Annotated in this window: 16 protein-coding genes and 3 pseudogenes; 8 read left to right on the top strand and 11 right to left on the bottom strand. The window is 58.6% G+C overall.

Going from position 1 to position 16,833, the window contains the following annotated elements; genetic code table 11:
• Nucleotides 1-420: 420 nt before the first annotated feature.
• The 5 genes and pseudogenes from GCT13_RS51220 to GCT13_RS18255 form a co-directional block, all read right to left on the bottom strand.
• Nucleotides 421-507: pseudogene (locus GCT13_RS51220) on the bottom strand (IS6 family transposase); the annotation flags it as partial.
• Between the two features lie 32 nt (nt 508-539).
• On the bottom strand, nt 540-1,685 hold the full coding sequence (locus GCT13_RS18270) for an amidohydrolase family protein (protein ID WP_087740282.1): 1,146 nt from the start codon (nt 1,683-1,685) through the stop codon (nt 540-542).
• Nucleotides 1,686-1,687: 2 nt separating this feature from the next.
• Nucleotides 1,688-2,992 (bottom strand): MFS transporter, encoded by a 1,305-nt coding sequence (locus GCT13_RS18265; RefSeq protein WP_087740283.1) that lies wholly within the window; start codon nt 2,990-2,992, stop codon nt 1,688-1,690.
• An 84-nt stretch (nt 2,993-3,076) separates the two neighbouring features.
• Entirely contained in the window at nt 3,077-4,351 is a 1,275-nt protein-coding gene (locus GCT13_RS18260; RefSeq protein ID WP_087740284.1) for a CaiB/BaiF CoA transferase family protein, read from the bottom strand.
• Nucleotides 4,348-5,331 carry a hydroxymethylglutaryl-CoA lyase gene (locus GCT13_RS18255; RefSeq protein WP_087740287.1) on the bottom strand — a complete coding sequence of 328 codons (984 nt, stop codon included), beginning with the start codon at nt 5,329-5,331 and terminating at the stop codon, nt 4,348-4,350. Before GCT13_RS18255 ends, GCT13_RS18260 begins: the two co-directional genes overlap by 4 nt.
• 168 nt (nt 5,332-5,499) lie before the next feature.
• Between GCT13_RS18255 and GCT13_RS18250 the strand changes: the two genes are divergently transcribed.
• The 3 genes from GCT13_RS18250 to GCT13_RS50880 all read left to right on the top strand — a co-directional run bounded on the left by GCT13_RS18250 (nt 5,500) and on the right by GCT13_RS50880 (nt 6,702).
• Nucleotides 5,500-6,294: an IclR family transcriptional regulator gene (locus tag GCT13_RS18250; protein WP_087740285.1), complete on the top strand. Its 795-nt coding sequence runs from the start codon at nt 5,500-5,502 to the stop codon at nt 6,292-6,294.
• Between the two features lie 122 nt (nt 6,295-6,416).
• Nucleotides 6,417-6,566, top strand: coding sequence for a hypothetical protein (locus tag GCT13_RS50885; RefSeq protein ID WP_321574443.1), 150 nt, complete (start codon nt 6,417-6,419; stop codon nt 6,564-6,566).
• Nucleotides 6,553-6,702, top strand: a complete 150-nt coding sequence (locus GCT13_RS50880) for a hypothetical protein (RefSeq protein ID WP_321574442.1) — start codon at nt 6,553-6,555, stop codon at nt 6,700-6,702. The genes GCT13_RS50885 and GCT13_RS50880 overlap by 14 nt, the downstream gene beginning before the upstream one ends.
• A gap of 730 nt (nt 6,703-7,432) precedes the next feature.
• Here the strand turns inward: GCT13_RS50880 and GCT13_RS18240 are convergent.
• Nucleotides 7,433-7,696, bottom strand: coding sequence for a hypothetical protein (locus GCT13_RS18240; RefSeq protein ID WP_152760300.1), 264 nt, complete (start codon nt 7,694-7,696; stop codon nt 7,433-7,435).
• A 1,141-nt stretch (nt 7,697-8,837) separates the two neighbouring features.
• Between GCT13_RS18240 and GCT13_RS18235 the strand changes: the two genes are divergently transcribed.
• Nucleotides 8,838-10,244: an MFS transporter gene (locus GCT13_RS18235; RefSeq protein WP_227746893.1), complete on the top strand. Its 1,407-nt coding sequence runs from the start codon at nt 8,838-8,840 to the stop codon at nt 10,242-10,244.
• A 188-nt stretch (nt 10,245-10,432) separates the two neighbouring features.
• Here the strand turns inward: GCT13_RS18235 and GCT13_RS18230 are convergent, their stop codons facing one another.
• From GCT13_RS18230 to GCT13_RS18215, 4 genes are all read right to left on the bottom strand, one after another.
• Nucleotides 10,433-11,065 carry a response regulator gene (locus GCT13_RS18230; RefSeq protein WP_152760298.1) on the bottom strand — a complete coding sequence of 211 codons (633 nt, stop codon included), beginning with the start codon at nt 11,063-11,065 and terminating at the stop codon, nt 10,433-10,435.
• A complete protein-coding gene (locus tag GCT13_RS18225) occupies nt 11,062-12,687 on the bottom strand; it encodes a hybrid sensor histidine kinase/response regulator (protein WP_152760296.1) in 1,626 nt (541 codons plus the stop codon). The genes GCT13_RS18230 and GCT13_RS18225 overlap by 4 nt, the downstream gene beginning before the upstream one ends.
• Complete coding sequence (locus GCT13_RS18220; protein WP_152760294.1) at nt 12,684-13,631, bottom strand: hypothetical protein; 948 nt, start codon at nt 13,629-13,631, stop codon at nt 12,684-12,686. Before GCT13_RS18220 ends, GCT13_RS18225 begins: the two co-directional genes overlap by 4 nt.
• 171 nt (nt 13,632-13,802) lie before the next feature.
• Entirely contained in the window at nt 13,803-14,123 is a 321-nt protein-coding gene (locus GCT13_RS18215) for a hypothetical protein (protein ID WP_087740364.1), read from the bottom strand.
• 309 nt (nt 14,124-14,432) lie between these two features.
• On the opposite strand from GCT13_RS18215, the gene GCT13_RS18210 reads away from it, so the two are divergent.
• The 4 genes and pseudogenes from GCT13_RS18210 to GCT13_RS49345 all read left to right on the top strand — a co-directional run.
• Entirely contained in the window at nt 14,433-14,678 is a 246-nt protein-coding gene (locus GCT13_RS18210) for a hypothetical protein (RefSeq protein WP_152760291.1), read from the top strand.
• A gap of 26 nt (nt 14,679-14,704) precedes the next feature.
• Nucleotides 14,705-14,914, top strand: a complete 210-nt coding sequence (locus tag GCT13_RS18205) for a hypothetical protein (protein WP_087737880.1) — start codon at nt 14,705-14,707, stop codon at nt 14,912-14,914.
• A 224-nt stretch (nt 14,915-15,138) separates the two neighbouring features.
• A pseudogene (locus GCT13_RS18200) lies at nt 15,139-15,285 on the top strand (nitrogenase-stabilizing/protective protein NifW); the annotation flags it as partial.
• A 147-nt stretch (nt 15,286-15,432) separates the two neighbouring features.
• Nucleotides 15,433-15,665 (top strand): annotated as a pseudogene (locus GCT13_RS49345) (nitrogen fixation protein FixA); the annotation flags it as partial.
• A 72-nt stretch (nt 15,666-15,737) separates the two neighbouring features.
• On the opposite strand, the gene GCT13_RS18190 reads toward GCT13_RS49345, so the two are convergent.
• Nucleotides 15,738-16,634, bottom strand: coding sequence for a cytolethal distending toxin subunit B family protein (locus tag GCT13_RS18190; protein WP_235851026.1), 897 nt, complete (start codon nt 16,632-16,634; stop codon nt 15,738-15,740).
• Nucleotides 16,635-16,833: the final 199 nt, after the last annotated feature.

Here is a 16,833-nt window from a genome sequence, read left to right as displayed (position 1 = left end):
TATAATCGTGCAGAAGTCAAATGCACCGACGCCCGACTCCTTAGAAATCAGGCAAAGACGATTGCCTCCATTAACACGCAGGCCCCGGCAGCCCGAAAACCAACTGGCTCTTTCGCGACAAGGAAATCGAGGTGAGAAAGCTCCGAGATGAAAATAGGAGCTTACATAACGAGTGAGTTGGAACTGCTCCGCGGTGGTTCTGGCGATATCATCGTCTTGCAACTGCCCTTGCGGACCATATGCATCAGTTCGATGCCGGCAAGAACGATGCGCGCACACGGGCTACTCTTGAAGCCCATCGTCGGTTTGATGAGCCTTTGATCGCGCGCGATTCTGCTCGATGATGTTATTCAGCTCCTTGATCGGCACTGGCCTTCGGCGTTAAGCGCTTCGAGCGCTCCAGCTCTTGCGCACTAGTCACTTTTGTCGACGAAACGCCTTTTCGAACAGGGGCACGAGTTTGATAACCCAGCGATGCACGCTTGAATGATCGACCTCGAAACTCCGCAGCTCTCAGGATAGATACCTGCGCCGCTGGCTCACGGTGTCGCAAGAAATGCGAGACGGTATATCTCTGTCGCAGTTCCACGGAATAACGCATCGCGCTCCTGCGCGCTCGCCTGCTCAGTCAAGAGCTTGAAAGCATTCCAGCCATTGCTGTAAGGATACGAGCCTTTATCGACGGGAAAATTGCTTTCGAACATACAGCGGTCCGCGCCGAAGGCCTCGATACACGTGTACATCCACGGTTTCCATGTCTCGGCGAGTTGAGCCGATGAAGGCGGCCGCTCGCCTCTCTCAAAGTCAAACGCGTTGATGCGCATGCCCAGGCCGCCCACCTTCACATAAACATTGGGCAACTGCGCCAGTTCGCGCATCGAGCGTGACCATGCGTCGAACACTTCCTTGCCTTTGTCTGCATAGCTGGCGATACGCACGACACCGCCACAATGGTTGACGATGAACGGAGTGTCGGGATAATTCTTCGCCAGATCGAACAGTTCCGGTAATTGAGGGAAGAAGAGCCACGCATCGTACGAGAGGCCCAGTGCCCCGAGTTGCGCAACGCCTGCGCGGTAGTCCGGATCGAGCAGCAGTCCACGCGGCGCGGCCGACAATGGATTCACGAGCGTTGGGTCTGGGTCCCACGTAACAAGGTGCCGCACGCCCCGCAAGCGGCCATCGCCGGCCTGAAGCTCCGCTTCAAGAACCTCGCGTACCTCGGCACCATGACGAAGGTCCGCGTATCCTACGATACCCTTTGCGACCTGCGGCTTGCCGTTCTGCAACGGCGCGGTCACATGCGTCACATATTCGATTTCGCCAACCGGGCGCAATTGGTCGGGGCCGGATTGCCGGTAACGGGTTAGCGCCTGCATGTACACCGACGCGGTAATGTTGTGCCCCGATCTCGCATCCTCGAGATATTCATCGAGCAGGTACGTCCATCCCGTGCGCTCATAGAAATGATGATGCGCGTCGATGATCGGCATGTCCGGTTCGAGCGCGGCTTCAGTGCCCGAGGCGAGCCACGCCGCGCGAACGGGAAGATAGTTGCTGGTCGTGCTCATGCTGCGCGTTTCCTGTTTTGCGAATCCCTGCCGCGCAGTGACGGCGGGAATCGTGATCGATGCCGCCGCCGCGCCGAGGAGTCGGCGTCGCAGGGGCGAACGAAGCTGTGTCATCCTCACTTCTCCGTGTTGAAGGCGTAGAGCGAGAGGGTCAGCACGGTCGTGATGAGCAGCACGACCGACAGACCGATCATTCCGGCCGTGAACGTACCGAAGCTGTCCTTGAGGTAGCCCACGAGGTACGGTCCCGCAAAACCGCCAAGCGCGCCAACCGAATTGATCAGCGCCAGGCCGCCGGCGGCGGCCTCTCCCGAGAGAAACCTGTTCGGCAACGTATAAAAAATCGTGCGGCCCGCGATCGTACCAATGAGCGCCAGTGTGATGCCGGTCATGGCGGGCACCAGTTGATGGAAATGGGTCGATACGCCGAGCGCCACGGCTCCGATCAAAAGACCCCCGGCCAGGTTCGCGACGGGTCCGCCGCGCCGATCGACCCGCTTGGCCCACCAGAGCAATGCAATGGTTGCAAAGAAATACGGCACCGCTGACACCCAGCCGGTCTGCGTCACGCTCATGCCGTGAGCCTTGAGCATCTGCGGCAGCCAGATGCCAATACCGTAGGAACCCATCGTGAAGCCGAATGAGATCATCGCCAGGATGTACGTGCGCGCATCCTTCAACGCGGCACCGAAATCCTTCTTCTGACTGGCTGCAGCCTCGCGGTCGAAGGCGCTCTGCAGCGCCTGCCGCTCCTGCGGCGACAGCCACGTGGCATCGGCGGGGTTGTCCGCGAGCATCTTCAGCACGAGGAAGCCGAGCACGCACGCGGGCAATCCCTCGACAATGAACATCCATTTCCAGCCCGCCAGCCCAAGGAAGCCGTCCATCTTGAGCAGCCGGGTCGAAAGCGGACCGCCGACGAGTGACGAGAGCGGCGTGGAGACGGTGAACCACGCGAGCACGCGAGTGCGATAGCTCGCCGGAAACCAGACTGCGAGGAAGAAGATCACGCCCGGGAAAAAGCCCGCTTCGCCTATACCCAGCAAGAGCCGGATTGCGTAGAAGCTGTTGGGTCCCACCGCAAGCGCCGTGGCCGCCGCGAAGAAGCCCCACGTGATCATGATCCGCGCCAGCCAGCGCCGCGCGCCGAAGTGGTACAGCGCAAGGTTGCTCGGTACTTCGCAAAGGCAGTACCCCGCGAACATGATGCCGGCACCCCAGCCGAACTGCGTGGCGGTCAGACCAAGGTCGTGGTTCATCGTCAGCGCAGCGAAGCCAACGCTGGTGCGATCCAGGTAATTGAAGAAGTATGCAAGTGCGAGAAGCGGAATAAAGCGCCACGCGGCCTTTTTCACCGCCTGCTGTTCAAGAGTGGAGGCGGCAGGACTGTCGGTTGCAAGATTCGAGAAAATAGATGCCATGTATCGTCTCCTGTCGAATCACGGGCCGGGCTGGACCATGCCACCCACGCGCGGCGCAGTGATTCTTCGTGTACGGTTCGAATGTCAGGCGCTGGCGAGTTCGTAAGCCGACGGGCTTGCCGCATCGCCAGGCTGCCGATCCTGACACCTGACGATGCCCGCTTCGGTCAGGTGCCTGAGGTCCTCTGACGTGTAACCGAGCTGCATGAGAACCGCTCGCGTGTCCTGGCCGAGCGAAGGCGGTGCTGCACGCAGTTGCAGCCGTTCTCCGCCAAGCGTCAGGGGCAGCAATGCTGTCCTGGTGGATACGGGTTGGCCGGCGCCACTAGCGTCGGAAGGCAACGTCACATCGGCAAGCCCGCCGGTTTCAAGCAGATGGGGATCGTCAAACAGATCTTGAGGCTTGGTAATTGGCGCGTACGGCAATCCGCAGCCTTCGAAGATCGCGCTGATCTCAGCTGCGGTGAATGCTTCCATGTGCTTGCGAAGCTGCGGCAATAGCCAGTCGCGCGCCTGCACCCGCTGATTATTGGTCGCGATGCGCTCGTCCGCCTTCAGTTCCGATAGACCAAACGCGTCACAGAAGATCGCCCACTGTCTATCGGAAACGACCGCCAGGAAGATCTGTTCGCCGTTCCTGACTGAAAACACATCGTAGACCGCCCAGGCGGAGATTCGGCTCGGCATCGGTGCTGCGGCTTTTCCGGTCACGGCGAACTGCATCATGTGCTGCGCGACGAGAAACACGTTATTCTCGAACAGCGCGCTTTGGACCTCTTGGCCGTGTCCCGTGCGCCCGCGTTGAGCGAGCGCCGCCATCGCGCCGATTGCGCCGAACATGCCGCCCATGATGTCGTTGACACTCGTGCCGGCCCGCAACGGACACCCTTCCGGTCCCGTCATGTAGGCGAGGCCACCCATCATCTGCACGACCTCGTCGAGCGCGGTACGGTGATCGTACGGACCGGGCAGGAATCCTTTGTGTGACACATAGATGAGACGCGGATTGAGCCTGGAAAGTGCTGCATAACCGAGGCCCAGTTTGTCCATCGTGCCGCTTTTAAAGTTTTCGCTGAAGACGTCCGCACCCGCAAGAAGCTTGTGCACGATCTCGATACCGCGCTCATCCTTCACATCGACGGCGATGCTCTTCTTGTTCCGGTTAAAGGTACTGAAGAAGCCCGCTCCGGAACCGCGAAGTGCGCGCGTGCTGTCACCAGCGATCGGTTCAACCTTGATCACTTCCGCGCCCAGATCAGCCAGGACCATGCCGCATGTCGGTCCCATCACCATGTGCGTCATCTCGACAACACGCACGCCGTTGTACGGCAGAGATTGATTCGCTGGCACTTCGCTCATTGCGCAACTCCCAACAGACAGCCTTCCGGTTGCGGCGCGCTCGGTACACGCCCGTCTGAGTACCTGAATCCCCTTGGCATCCCGGCATCGTGCACATGCCCGTACAAAGTTTCTCCCGGTAGCGCTTCGGCCAGAATCGCGCGCGCAGCGATCAGCTTGTCGATGTCCACGCCCGTGTCATAGCCCATGGCTTCCAGCAGGAAAGCAAGGTCCTCCGTGACGATGTTTCCCGTAGCGCCCGGCGCATACGGACAGCCACCAAGGCCAGCCTGGCTCGAATCGATCGTTGTGACGCCAACGTCAAGTGCAGCGATCACATTGGCCAGTCCCTGACCGCGTGTGTTATGAAAGTGCGCCCCGCCCGCCTTGTCCGCGAGTTCAGATTGCAGTCGGCGGAACAGGCGACGAACCTGCGCAGGGTTGGCGTATCCGCTGGTATCGGAAAGACCAATCTCGTCCACGCCGCACTCGGCCATCGCAAGGCACATACGCATCGTTTCATCGTCGGTGACCGTGCCGGCGATCGTGCAGCCAAATGCGACCGACACCCCCGCTTCGATCCGCACGCCAGGAAAGAGCTCGTTGCGCAATGCGACGATGTTGCGCACCTCTTCGATCATCTGCACTGTCGTCTTGCGTATATTGGCCATCGAGTGCTCGTTGGTCACCGAGACGGGCAGAGTTACCTTGTGCACACCGGCCTCAAACGCGCCTTGCGAACCACGCAGATTCGGCGTGAGGACCGCGACATGAAGGCCCGGGATCGACAGCGCATGCGCCACGACCTCACGGATGTCGGCCATTTGCGGCAGCAGCTTCGGGGGCACGAACGAGCCCACCTCAATCTCCTTCAACCCAGCGGCCGCCAACGCGGAGATCCATCGCAGTTTGGCCGCTGTCGGCATGACGCTCCTGATGCTTTGCAGGCCGTCGCGCGGCCCGACTTCGCTGATCAACACCCTAGGATTGGATGTACACATCATTGGATCCCATGTTCTATCTGTCAGACCTTAGTTCTACTGGAAAGAACTATATGCGCGTATTCGATGTTGGTTAAGACGGGTAAACCCCGAATTTTCTCAAATAACAGAACTTGAGTTCCACCAGACGGAACTGTAAAGTGATAGTGATGAGCAAGGAGAAAAAACGTGTCTATCAATGCATTTTCGACGACGCAGTCATCGGTCGACGCGTCTGAAACGTCGAGTGGCGTTGCGGTCCTGGATCGAGCATTCGCGATTCTCAACGCCTTTGGACCGACTGATGATCAGTTGACGCTAACCGAACTTTCGCGCCGGACCGGCTTGTACAAGAGCACGGTTTTGCGACTGCTCGGTGCTTTGGAGCACGGCGGATTCATACGGAAACTGAATGACGGGCAGTACGCAATCGGCCATCAACCACTGCGCCTCGCAACGCTCTATCAACGGTCGTTTCAAGTCGGTCCTGTTGTCGAACCCATCCTTCAGCACTTGAGTCGAGACCTTGGCGAGACGGCATCTTTCTACGTGAGGCAGGGTGACCATCGGTTAGTGCTGTACCGCGTAGAGCCGTCAAGAAGCGTACGGGTCTCGATACGCGTTGGTGAGGAATTTGCGATCGACAAGGGCGCGTCGGGCAAAGTACTACTCGCATTCACCGAATCGCTGGACCCGCGCTGGAGTGAGGTGCGCGAACAACTCTGGGCGGTGTCATACGGCGAACGCGATCCTGAAACAACATCAGCATCGGTGCCGGTGTTCGATTCGACTGGTCAACTGGTGGGCGCGCTGACGCTATCCGGACCCAAGGGCAGATTCGACGTTCCAGACATCATCAAGCTTGCGCTGAAGGCGTTGCTTGACAGCGCAAAGCGTGCGACGGTCAGCCTGGGGGGTACGGGAGCGAGATACGATGTGAGCATCGCCAGATTCGCTCATGAAGACTTCGTTGAGCGCAGTTAGAGCATCGCGGGGGCCAATCGACGCGCAGCTACCGATGCCGGCGGCCTGGAAAGCAATGTCAACAACCGGAACAAGCCGCTGTTCCGTCATTCCACCGGGCGACAGCCTTACTCGAAATACGTATGGAGCGCCTGATGCGTCTCACCGATCAGGTAAAGCCGATCAGCTATCTCAATCGCGAAAATGCGCAGATCACCAAAAATCTGACGGAATCAGGCGAGCCGATCATCATCACCCAGAACGGCGAAGCAAGACTCGTTGCGAGCCTATGAAGCCACGCAACAGACGATAGCCCTCCTGAAGATACTGGCCATAAGCCAGAAACAGATCGAGCGCGCACATCACCTCTACGGTGACGAGTTCTTTGCCGAACTTGACGAACTCGACCGCCAGGAAAAGCTTCGCTGATGCGAATCCCGTTTGCGTATCGCACGCTGCTTACCGCTCGAATCGGCATCGATGAGTAAGCCGAAGTCTGCCGACAGGCAGAACGTTCGCGAAACTCGGTGGAAGTTGCCGCGAAGCTGCTTGAAATCACGGGAGAAACGTGCCGGGCCTGTCCAGCGGCACTGCTTTGCAATACTGTCGATCGACGAGGTTGTTTGTACGAGCAATCGCGAAGCCAAGTCGAGTCTCGCTTGAATCGGCGCGGGAAGTTTCGCTCACTCATGGCTGCAACGCGCATCGCCTCACGAAAGGGAACGGCATGATCGCAGTATCGCCTCATCCACTGGGAAGCCGCCCTGACCCTTCCCAATTGCTCCTTCAACGCAAGCCGGGGTAGAGAACCAAGAAAATTCCATCCAGTCCATCCCCGCCGAACGGTTGAATCCTTACAGCAACATCATGCGCAGCTTCGTCACCGATGTCTCGCCCAACCATCCCGAGAGCGCTATCTGCGGGCCCGACATTGTCTGGCGGGTCGTAAAGCAAGCCAGCTTGAGCTTTAAGCTGCATGGTATTGACCGACGGCCATATGCCCGCCCCGTATGTCACCCACTGCGGCCTCGGACGGCAGCTTCCAACAGTAGCCTTCCGTCGCCGATAGGCGCTATCATGACATCTTGCGAGACCGCCTCCGATAGCCAGTCAACGACTCGGCTGTCGAGGCGCGCGGCCGCTACGCCAGGGCCGTCTGCTATGAATACGGCATCCAATCTACGAACATCACCAGGATCGCATGCGCGTGTCCATACATCGATTGATGACGAGCATCGAGTTTTTTCGCCTTTCCCTGAATAGAAATTGATGTTATACGGCCTGTGACTGCTGTTTTTATATATTTCATTTGCTTGCTGAAATATCTCCGTAATAGCATTGGTCGAGAGGAGAGAGAATCCATCAAATAAGAGAATACCAATCTGGCGGACAGCCCTTCGCAATTCACTTTTTTCTTCAACATTGCAATTTCCTGTGATGCTACTTTTCATAATGTCCTCAATCGCTCGTGGGTCAAGCAGAGCATCATCTAACGCAAGAAACATGCATGAGATGAATATAGAATGTTAGCGACTATACGCAAATCTATGCTTTGCTAAGCCGCGAGTTGCACGGTTAGCGTTTCTTATCGACTAGCGCCTGGAACTTGAACTTCTTCGCCGCAGCCCAATTGACGCAGGCCATTCAAGTACCCGTCGGGCGAGCAGCGAATCTACGCAGTTCGTCATTTCGTCTCTGCTCACATTGACGCTTTCTTCATGCGTCTGACCGAATCCAGAGCTGCGCCCGACGCCGAGGTCGATGAATCTGCCCGCGCACCGCCCCAGCGTGACTCTTAGTAAGCACAGATCGAACCAACGATAAGCGCCTAAAAATCGGCACAGTAATGGCAAACCGGCATGTCGCACATCCGACATTGTCGGGTGTGCGACATAGCGAAAGACTGAAATAGATCTTATAAAATAAGTCACAATTTTTAATGACCACATTTAATGACCACGCTGACACAATAACATTCACACGGAACACGGACATAATATCTAGCATCGGCCTCAATACAACTTACTTCATCTTCATGCTATCTATTGGTGTTGGCTCAACTATTGCGTCATGTCGCGCGAAGGAAAAAAGACAGGATGATGGAAAGACGGAAAGCGGCTCTCTAGAGTACTTGCGTACCGACTCCGTCCGAAACGAGGCAAAAACGGCTTCCCTTTTAAACCATACATGCGAGGAGCTTTGAAGGCTCTGTGGCGCAAGTTCCCGTACACCAGGCGTACGCTCTTCGCTACGCGCAAACTTCCGAGTAGGATCGTCCGCGCGTTATCAACCAGGGGCGTAGTCGACTTCCTCGGAGGACTGCCGGACCATGCGTTTGGGGCCCGCGGCGACTTGGACCACCGCTCGACACCTTACCTACAGAAGTAAGGTGATCCAGCCTCATCGCGTGGTCTTATCCACATGCAGCACGACGAACGATTTATCTCACAGGAATCTCGTCAACGCGCCGTCATTCACAGATCTGAGGCGGATTGAGTCCAACCCGCAGAAGCTCCAAGGCCTGCTCTACAAACAAAGAGTCACGCAACTGAACAAAGTCAAAAATGGTTAGCTCGAGTGTTGGCCAGAAATCCCTGATCGCGCCGATGATCGTCGCGTGCGCCATGTTCATGGAAAGTGTCGACGAGAACGTGATCCTCACGGCTCTGCCGACGATGGCACGCGATTTCGGGCACGATGTGGTGACGCTAAAAGTTGCAGTAACGAGCTACGCCGTTGGACTTGGCGCGTTTATACCTGCTTGTGGCTGGCTCGCAGACCGCTTCGGCGCGCGCACGGTGTTTCGCTCAGCGATCGGCATCTTCGTGGTCGGCTCTCTCCTCTGCGCGGCGGCAAATTCCCTCATCACCTTCGCGCTCGCACGCTTCGTGCAAGGCGTCGGAGGTGCGATGATGGTGCCGGTGGGCCGGATCATCATTTTTCGCGTTGTGCAAAGAGCCGATATCATACGCGCGATGAATTATCTCACCATTCCCGCGATCGTCGGTCCAGCCGCAGGTCCACTACTCGGGGGCCTTATCACAACCTACTCGCATTGGCGCCTGGTTTTCCTTGTCAACGTGCCTATCAGCATTCTCGGCATCTGCTTGACGAATAGACACATAGCAAACACCTGCGAACCGCATCCCGGCCGCCTCGACTGGACCGGCTTTTTTCTGTCGGGGGCGGGTGCCGCGCTACTTCTGCTTGGCTTGTCCCTTATCGGTTGTGAAATCGTTTCGAACCGCGATGCTTTCTGCATGGGCGTGATGGGCGCCGTATTGCTCGCCGGATACGTTGTGCATGAACGGCGTGTACCGCTGCCTCTCCTCGATTTGCACTTTTTCCACATACCGACGTTTCGCGCGAGCGTCCTCGGCGGATCACTGTTCCGCATCGGCCTTGGCGCGCTGCCGTTCCTGCTGTCTCTGATGCTGCAGGAAGGATACGGCATGAGTGCCTTTGAGTCCGGCCTCGTCACCTGCGCGTCTGCTTTCGGCGCCGTGTTCACACGCACTGTCGCCCCGCGCATGCTGCGACGCTACGGCTTCCGTTCGGTGCTGGTGGCGAATGCGGCGCTCTCGGGTGTTTCGGTCGCGGCTCACGGACTATTTTTCCCGTGCACGCCAACATGGATCATCTGGGTAGTTGTGCTGCTTGGCGGCTTCTTTCCGGCGCTGCAATTAACGACTCTCAACTCGTTAACCTATGCAGAAATTGCGAGTCGCGACGTTGGACGGGCAACGAGCCTCGGCAGTGCCGTGCACCGGATGTCGCTCAGTCTAAGCGTCACGATCGGCGGCATCATCCTGCAAATTTCCCGCGCAGCGAACGGGCACGCGTCGCTCATGTGGTCGGATTTCTGGCCCGCGTTTCTGCTGGTGGGCTTGTGCTCGCTGGCGTCGATTCCCATCACGCTGCGCTTGCCGCGTCAGGCAGGAGAGGAAATTACGCGTGCCGGCCGTATCTGACCTTCAAGCGAATTCTCGCCGCCCGTCGAATCACACACTTTACGATAACCACTGGTGACTGAAACTGGGTCGTACAGGTGGCCGACGAGCCCGATGAAATCCTGTCACGGGCCGCGCTGCAAAAGATTTGGACGCCCCTGGCAGAATGCTCGCAATACTCACTTATTCCTGAATTCCGCGGCATCGCTCTACCCGACGATCAATCCGTGCCGGATCGCGTACCGGATCACCTCGGCATTGTTGGAAAGCCCAAGTTTCTGCATCAGTCGCATCTTGTGTGTACTGATCGTTTTCGCGCTGAGCGCGCACGCGTCGGCGATTTCGTTGATGCTCCTGCCCGCCGCGAGCATCTGCAGCACCTGAAATTCGCGGTCCGACAGCACTTCATGCGGCGGCACGTCGCCGCGCTGTGTTTCGAAGACCATTGCATCGACGAGTTTCGGATCGATGAAACGGCCACCGTCCGCGAGCTTGCGGATCGCCGCGAGCAGCACGTCCGGGTCGCTGTCCTTGGTCAGATAGCCCGTCGCGCCCGCGCGCAATGCGCGCGACGCCACCTGCGCCTCGTCGTGAATGCTCAGCACGAGTACGGGCAGCGAAGGCTGCTCCGCCCGTACTCTGCGGATCAGATCGACACCGCTGATGCCGGGCATCGTCATGTCGAGCAGCAGCAGATCGACGACGCAACTGCGCAGCTTGTCGACCACTTCTGCCCCTTGCGCCGCTTCCGCCGCGACGACGATATCGCTCGTGGTTGCGATGATCTGCCTGAGTCCGCCACGGACGATCGCGTGATCGTCTGCAATGAGTATCCTGATCATGTTCGAGGTCCGCCATCGAGCGGAATGTGAATCGAAACCGTGGTGCCCGCGCCCGGCGTGCTGCCGATCGAAAGCGATCCGCCGATCAGCCGCGCGCGCTCGTTCATGCCGAGCAGGCCATATGAATAATTGCGCCTCACCACTTGCTGGTCGAAGCCGCGGCCGTCGTCGCGCACATGCAGTTCGAGCTTCTCCGTCGTCGAGATCAGTGTCACGTCCACGCGCGTCGCGTCGGCATGACGTGTGACGTTCGTCAGCGAGGCCTGCACGATGCGAAAGACAGCCGTCGCGTGTGCATCCGACAGCGCGGGCTCGCCACCGACAATGCGCAACTCGCAAGGAATCGGATTGCGGCGGTTGAACTCGTCGACAAGCCATTCGAGCGCCGACACGATGCCGAAATTGAGTGCAGCCGGCCGCAAATGACTCGCGACGTTGCGCACCATCCAGATCGTGCCTTCGACCAGTTCGCGCATGTCGTCGGCTTTTTTGATTGCTTCCGGATCGTGCGTGAGGCGCATCTTGAGCAGCGACACGTCCATCTTGAGCGCAGTCAGCAACTGGCCAAGTTCGTCGTGAATCTCCATCGCAATGCGCTTTCTCTCCTCTTCGCGGATCGCCTCCATGTACGCGGACAGCTCGCGCTGCTGCTCGCGTGATTCGACGAGCTCCTGTTCCATCTGCTTGCGCCCCGTGATGTCGTTAAGGCCGACATAGATCGCAGGAGAATCGTCGTAGGTCGCGACGCGCGCCGTCGCCATCGCCCAGAACTGCGTGCCGTCGGGCCGCCGGAACTGCACCTCCGCATTTCGCACGCTGCCCTCCGTCCTCAGATGCTGGATCAGATGGTCGCGCTCGCCTGGATCGGCGTAGAAATCCGCGATATTGGCCGACATGCCTTCGTCCATGCCGAAGAGTTCGCGCAGCGGCTCGTTCGTGTAGAGGATGTGTCCATCCGGCATCGACGTGATGCACAACGGCACCGGACTCGTTTCGACAATCGCGCGAAAGCGCGCCTCGCTTGCCTGCAAGCGCGCCTCCGCGCGCCGCCGCTCGTCGATCTGCGCTTGCAGGTTCGCGTTGGCGCGCGCCAGTTCTTCGGTGCGCAACGTGACGCGCCGTTCGAGATCGTCGCGCGCCTGCCATAGCGCAGCCTCCGTTTCCTTGCGCACGGCCACTTCGGCGAGCAGCTGCCGGTTCTGTGCGAGAAGCTGCTTGTGCATCGCGCGCAGTTCGAGATGCACGCCGACGCGCGCCAGCGTCTCGTCGACGCGCAACGGCTTGGTCACGTAATCGACTCCGCCCGCCGAAAAGCCCTCGACGCGATCCTCGTTGCCTGTCAGCGAGGTCATGAAGATAACGGCGATATCGCGCGTGCGTTCGTCGCGCTTCAGACGGCGACACGTCTCGAAGCCGTCGATGCCCGGCATCTTCACGTCGAGCAGGATCACGTCGGGCTGCGAGAAGGCTGCGCGCTCCAGCGCTTCGATGCCGTCGAGCGCCACCAGCACGCGGATGCCGCGCGCTTCGAGACTGTCGACGACCACGCCGAGATTCGCGGGCGTATCGTCGACGATCAGGACCGTGCCCGTATGTGCGACCGAGGCGGCGAGAGGGCTCATGATGCGGTGTTCCCTTCCAGGTACCGCTCAACGAGTTGCAGGATCGCCTTCGACTGATACGCGCGCGCCAGTTGATGCAGCCGCGCGGCGAACGCCGCATGCGCCGGATCGCTTGCCGCGATGCGCTCCGCCCACTGAACGATGCGCATGTTGCCGTCGCGCGCGAGCTGATGAAGTTCCGAGGATCTGCGCATAACCAAGGATGCGGTTAAGCGGCATGCTTCGCGCTCGATGGACGCCTCGCGCTCGTCGAGGTACGCACGATGCAGGCGCGTACCCATCGCGTTGAACGCCGACACCACGCGGTCGAGTTCATCCGCCTCGCGCGGCGGCTCGTGAAGATCGCAATCGTTCACAGTGCGCGCGATCGTCGCGAGATGCCGCGTGACGAACCGCCACAGAATATAGAACGTGAAGAGCGCGACCAGAAACGTATTCGCGCCCTGGCTCACCAGGATCACGAGCGCGGTGCGCGCAAGCTCGTGATAGAGATTGGCGAGCGTCGCCTCCACATACAGGGTGCCGATGCGTTCCACCTTGGCCTGCACGCGGTACAGGATCGGAAACTCCCGCGCGACCGTCATCTCCGTCATGCGCTCGCGCGCGGCCACGACCATCGCTGTGCCGGCCGACGGCGACTCGCGCACCTCGGCCGCGCGAATATCCGCGAGGCGAAGCATGCCTTGCAGTTCCAGCTTCAGTTGCGGCTGATCGAGCCGCCATAGCGCTTCGCCGAGACTGTCGCGATAGCTGCGATCGATATCGACGAGACGATTCTGAATCTGCGCGATGCCGCGCTCGTAGTCGCGATAGAGCTGCACCGCCGTCAGGATCAGCGTGATCGCGCAGCTAAAGACGAGCACCGTCGCGAGCAGCCGCAGCACCACGCTGCGCCGCACGTAACGGAGCCCGCTCCACCATGCGTCGAACCTGTCGAGAGCCATATCTTCCCGCGAGTGCCGCCGTTGTGTGTGTCCTGTTCTGCACTCGATGCCAAAGCCCGGTCTACCGCGCCCCACCCGGGTTTCAAACGTCCGATGAAACAACGCGCGCCGCCGTCCGCAGCCACTGCGCCCTGCCCCATGTCTTTGCGCGTTGCCTGCGTTGTCCGTTTGCTATTCCGGCACCTCGCCCACCGCCATCAGCCGGACCGTGCGCGCCGGACGTTCTACCAGTTCGTCGATCAGATCGGCCATTTCGCACTGCGCGTGAAAGCCGTACGCGTCGAGCTGGTCCGCGTGACGGCGCCGCAAATCGCGCATCGATTCACCCACCCGCCGCAGAGCAGCCGGCGTGCTGTCGGTCATCGGCCAGCAATGCAACAGATATGCGAGCGGCGTCACACTGCGCGTCTCACACCAGGTGTCGAACAGCCGCAGACAGAGCGAATCGACCTGCTCGACAACGTTCTCCCGCTCGGACAGATATGCCATCATGATGCATCGGTTGAGATCGCGTTTCGATGGCTCATCATCTGCGATCAGAACTTGTGTCGCAGTCAGCGCACGCGCAAAGACGGTCGTGTGACATCCTGATTCGCGTGTCGGGAAATCCTTAACGCCCATTCATGCAGAAAGCTCCGGCGCCGGTGAAAACCCTTATATGCCGTTGCTTCACGCTGTTCCGGTTCAGGAAATCCTGACGGCTGAAATCAGCGCTTCCTGAGACGACATTCCGCCGCCGCCGATTGGGCGCGCGCACCGATCCCCCGTAGCATCGATTCATCGTGCATCGCGGGGAAAGTCATGGCGGGCAACAGATCGCTGCGCTCTCAGGTCGAAAAGCTGGTCGGCTCGACACGTAGCCGGGCAGCGCGCGTGCGCCTGCTGGAACGCTCACGCTCGGGCGGAACGTGTCGCGTGTGCATTCAGATCGACCGGCCGACCGGCTCGTTCTCCCTCTTCTTCTTTCGCCATGCCGACGGCACATGGCATGTGTTTCCGCCGGACAGGCGCCGACCGGAGATGGGGATAGGCCGCAAGGCAGCCTGATCGTACTGCAAGCCAGGGAGACGCACATGCACGACGACGCTTCGAATGCATTGCCGCAATATGTGATCGAACTGCGCGCGTGGCTCAGCGACTGGTACGACCATGCGTTCAATGTGGGCTACATCCAGCCGCCCTTCACACTCGACGAAGCGATTGCGGACCGGCTCGAGGGTTACTTCAAGGCGGGCCTGACGCCGGCCGAAGGCGCGATGGCGTTCTTCGGCTTCGTGCATTGAAAGGCGAGCGATGAGGTTTGAAGAGTTCGATGCCCGCTTGTCGCGCCTGCTGGTCTTGATGCCCGCCGGGCCGAGTAACGCGCTGTGCGCAACAACGCGGCGCGCAGCGTGCACACTTTGCCGATGTCCTTGTCGTGCTCGATCCATTTTCGACCTACGAAGCCTTTGCGTTCTTCCAATAGGGACTCTGCTAGAAATGCAAGGACTGATCGACCGAGGATGTACTGCAATTCTTTGGCATCGCGTTCGACCAGAAGGTTGCGAATGTCAGCCGCCTGCAAATCCTCAGACGCTTCTCGCCTCTTCCAATATCTTCGGCAACGGAAGCCGTGCCGCATGACAATGCGGCGACCCTCCTCACCGTCTGTCAAGGCCCGTCGCAACAAGACTGCAACAATTTCGTCGTGTCCCCGCCCGCGGCGGAGACCGTAGGATGTCGACGGACACCAGCGCGTCTCTCTCGACAATCTGCGAGCATCGTTGCCGACATGTCGCACCGCTTGGCCCTGAGTGCCGCCATGCACATCGTCGTCTGCGTCAAGCAGGCTCCTGTTTCGGCGCCGCAGGACCGCTTCGGCACTAAGGTCACGTTGCTCTGCACGGAACCGCCCTAGCGAATCATGGCGCCGACGACGCCGCGCTCGTCACCGATCGCGCGTTCGTCGGTGCAATCACGCTTGTGACCCCGTATGCGTTCGCCACCGGCATTCTGCAGATCGCAAAAGAACAGGCAGTCGATATCGCCTGCACCTAGGATCATTACCATTGACGAGATTTCCTGCAATTACAGTAACTGCTGCGCGCGGTCTTCGTTCTCACTCGTCTATTTCTTCGGCCAAAGTAAAACAGGAGTATGATCTGATACCAACTGCCCTATTAGGCTCGGCGTAAATAAGTTGCAATCAAAATTAGGGCCGCCTGATGGATTGTTCAGCCGTCCGGCAATCCCATAATCTAGATTGCGGCCGCTTGTTCTATGGGTTGGCCGATCCTCATACTGGAAAGTCACGTTTCTATGTTCTTGCGGATAGCTTCTCCGAAGGAGCTCGCGCAATTGATTGGGCTCGCGATTAAAATCACCAGCAATCAACCATTGGTCCGATATCTGATTTTGATTAAAATACTCCCAAACTCGAGCAACGATTGCTCCGGAATCCGTTCCGCCGTTTGCCAAGGCATGAATCCCGAAATAATAGTCAGATCCGAGTCTGATTCCCAGTATTGGCCTTGCTCCACTCCAAGCCCGCGGTCTAAGCAAGATTACTTGAGCAGCCTTTTCTTTACTGAGAATAGCCAGATTTACTCGGTTGGCACCAGTATCGACTCGCAAAAAATAAACGTAGTAATCGATTGGCCTTCTTGAGGTACCCAAATTCCAGACATATTCGTTTATAGGCGCGGCAACTAGATCCGGGTTCACTAACCGGCCATCCAATGGAAGTGGAGGATTAATCGTGATTGATGCAGGTAATGATCCAGCCTCCTGTATCATCATAACATCAATACGCCTTGAATCGGATGTCGCTCCATCATCTCGATTTCCAACTAGCACCATCCGAATATTTGAATTCCATTTACTCTCGGTGCTTGCGCTGGAGCCTTGGAGATTCCAAGTCGCTACGCGGCGATCGTTGACTGCCGTCCACGCATTACTAGGAAAATAGATTATCAGAAGAATAAAAATCGACAAAGCTCTCATCGGTACACCTTCTTTTTTCACAAATGCAATTCAATGGAATTACCACATCCAAGTATCAGGCGCCGTGCTGGTAGGTAAAATCCTATGCCACGCCCAAACCGAAACTACATATCAATCTGAATCGTAGCAATTCAACGGATATCTCGTACTGCGTGCCCATCGCGAGCGCCACGGCGGACGGCCTAGGCGAGCCGCTCATGTTCGTGCGTGATGCGATTCT

This window comes from Paraburkholderia franconis (assembly GCF_009362735.1).
Taxonomy (GTDB): Bacteria; Pseudomonadota; Gammaproteobacteria; order Burkholderiales; family Burkholderiaceae; genus Paraburkholderia; species Paraburkholderia franconis.
The sequence above is the reverse complement of the archived record's forward strand: the minus strand, read 5'-3'. Positions and strand labels throughout refer to the sequence as shown.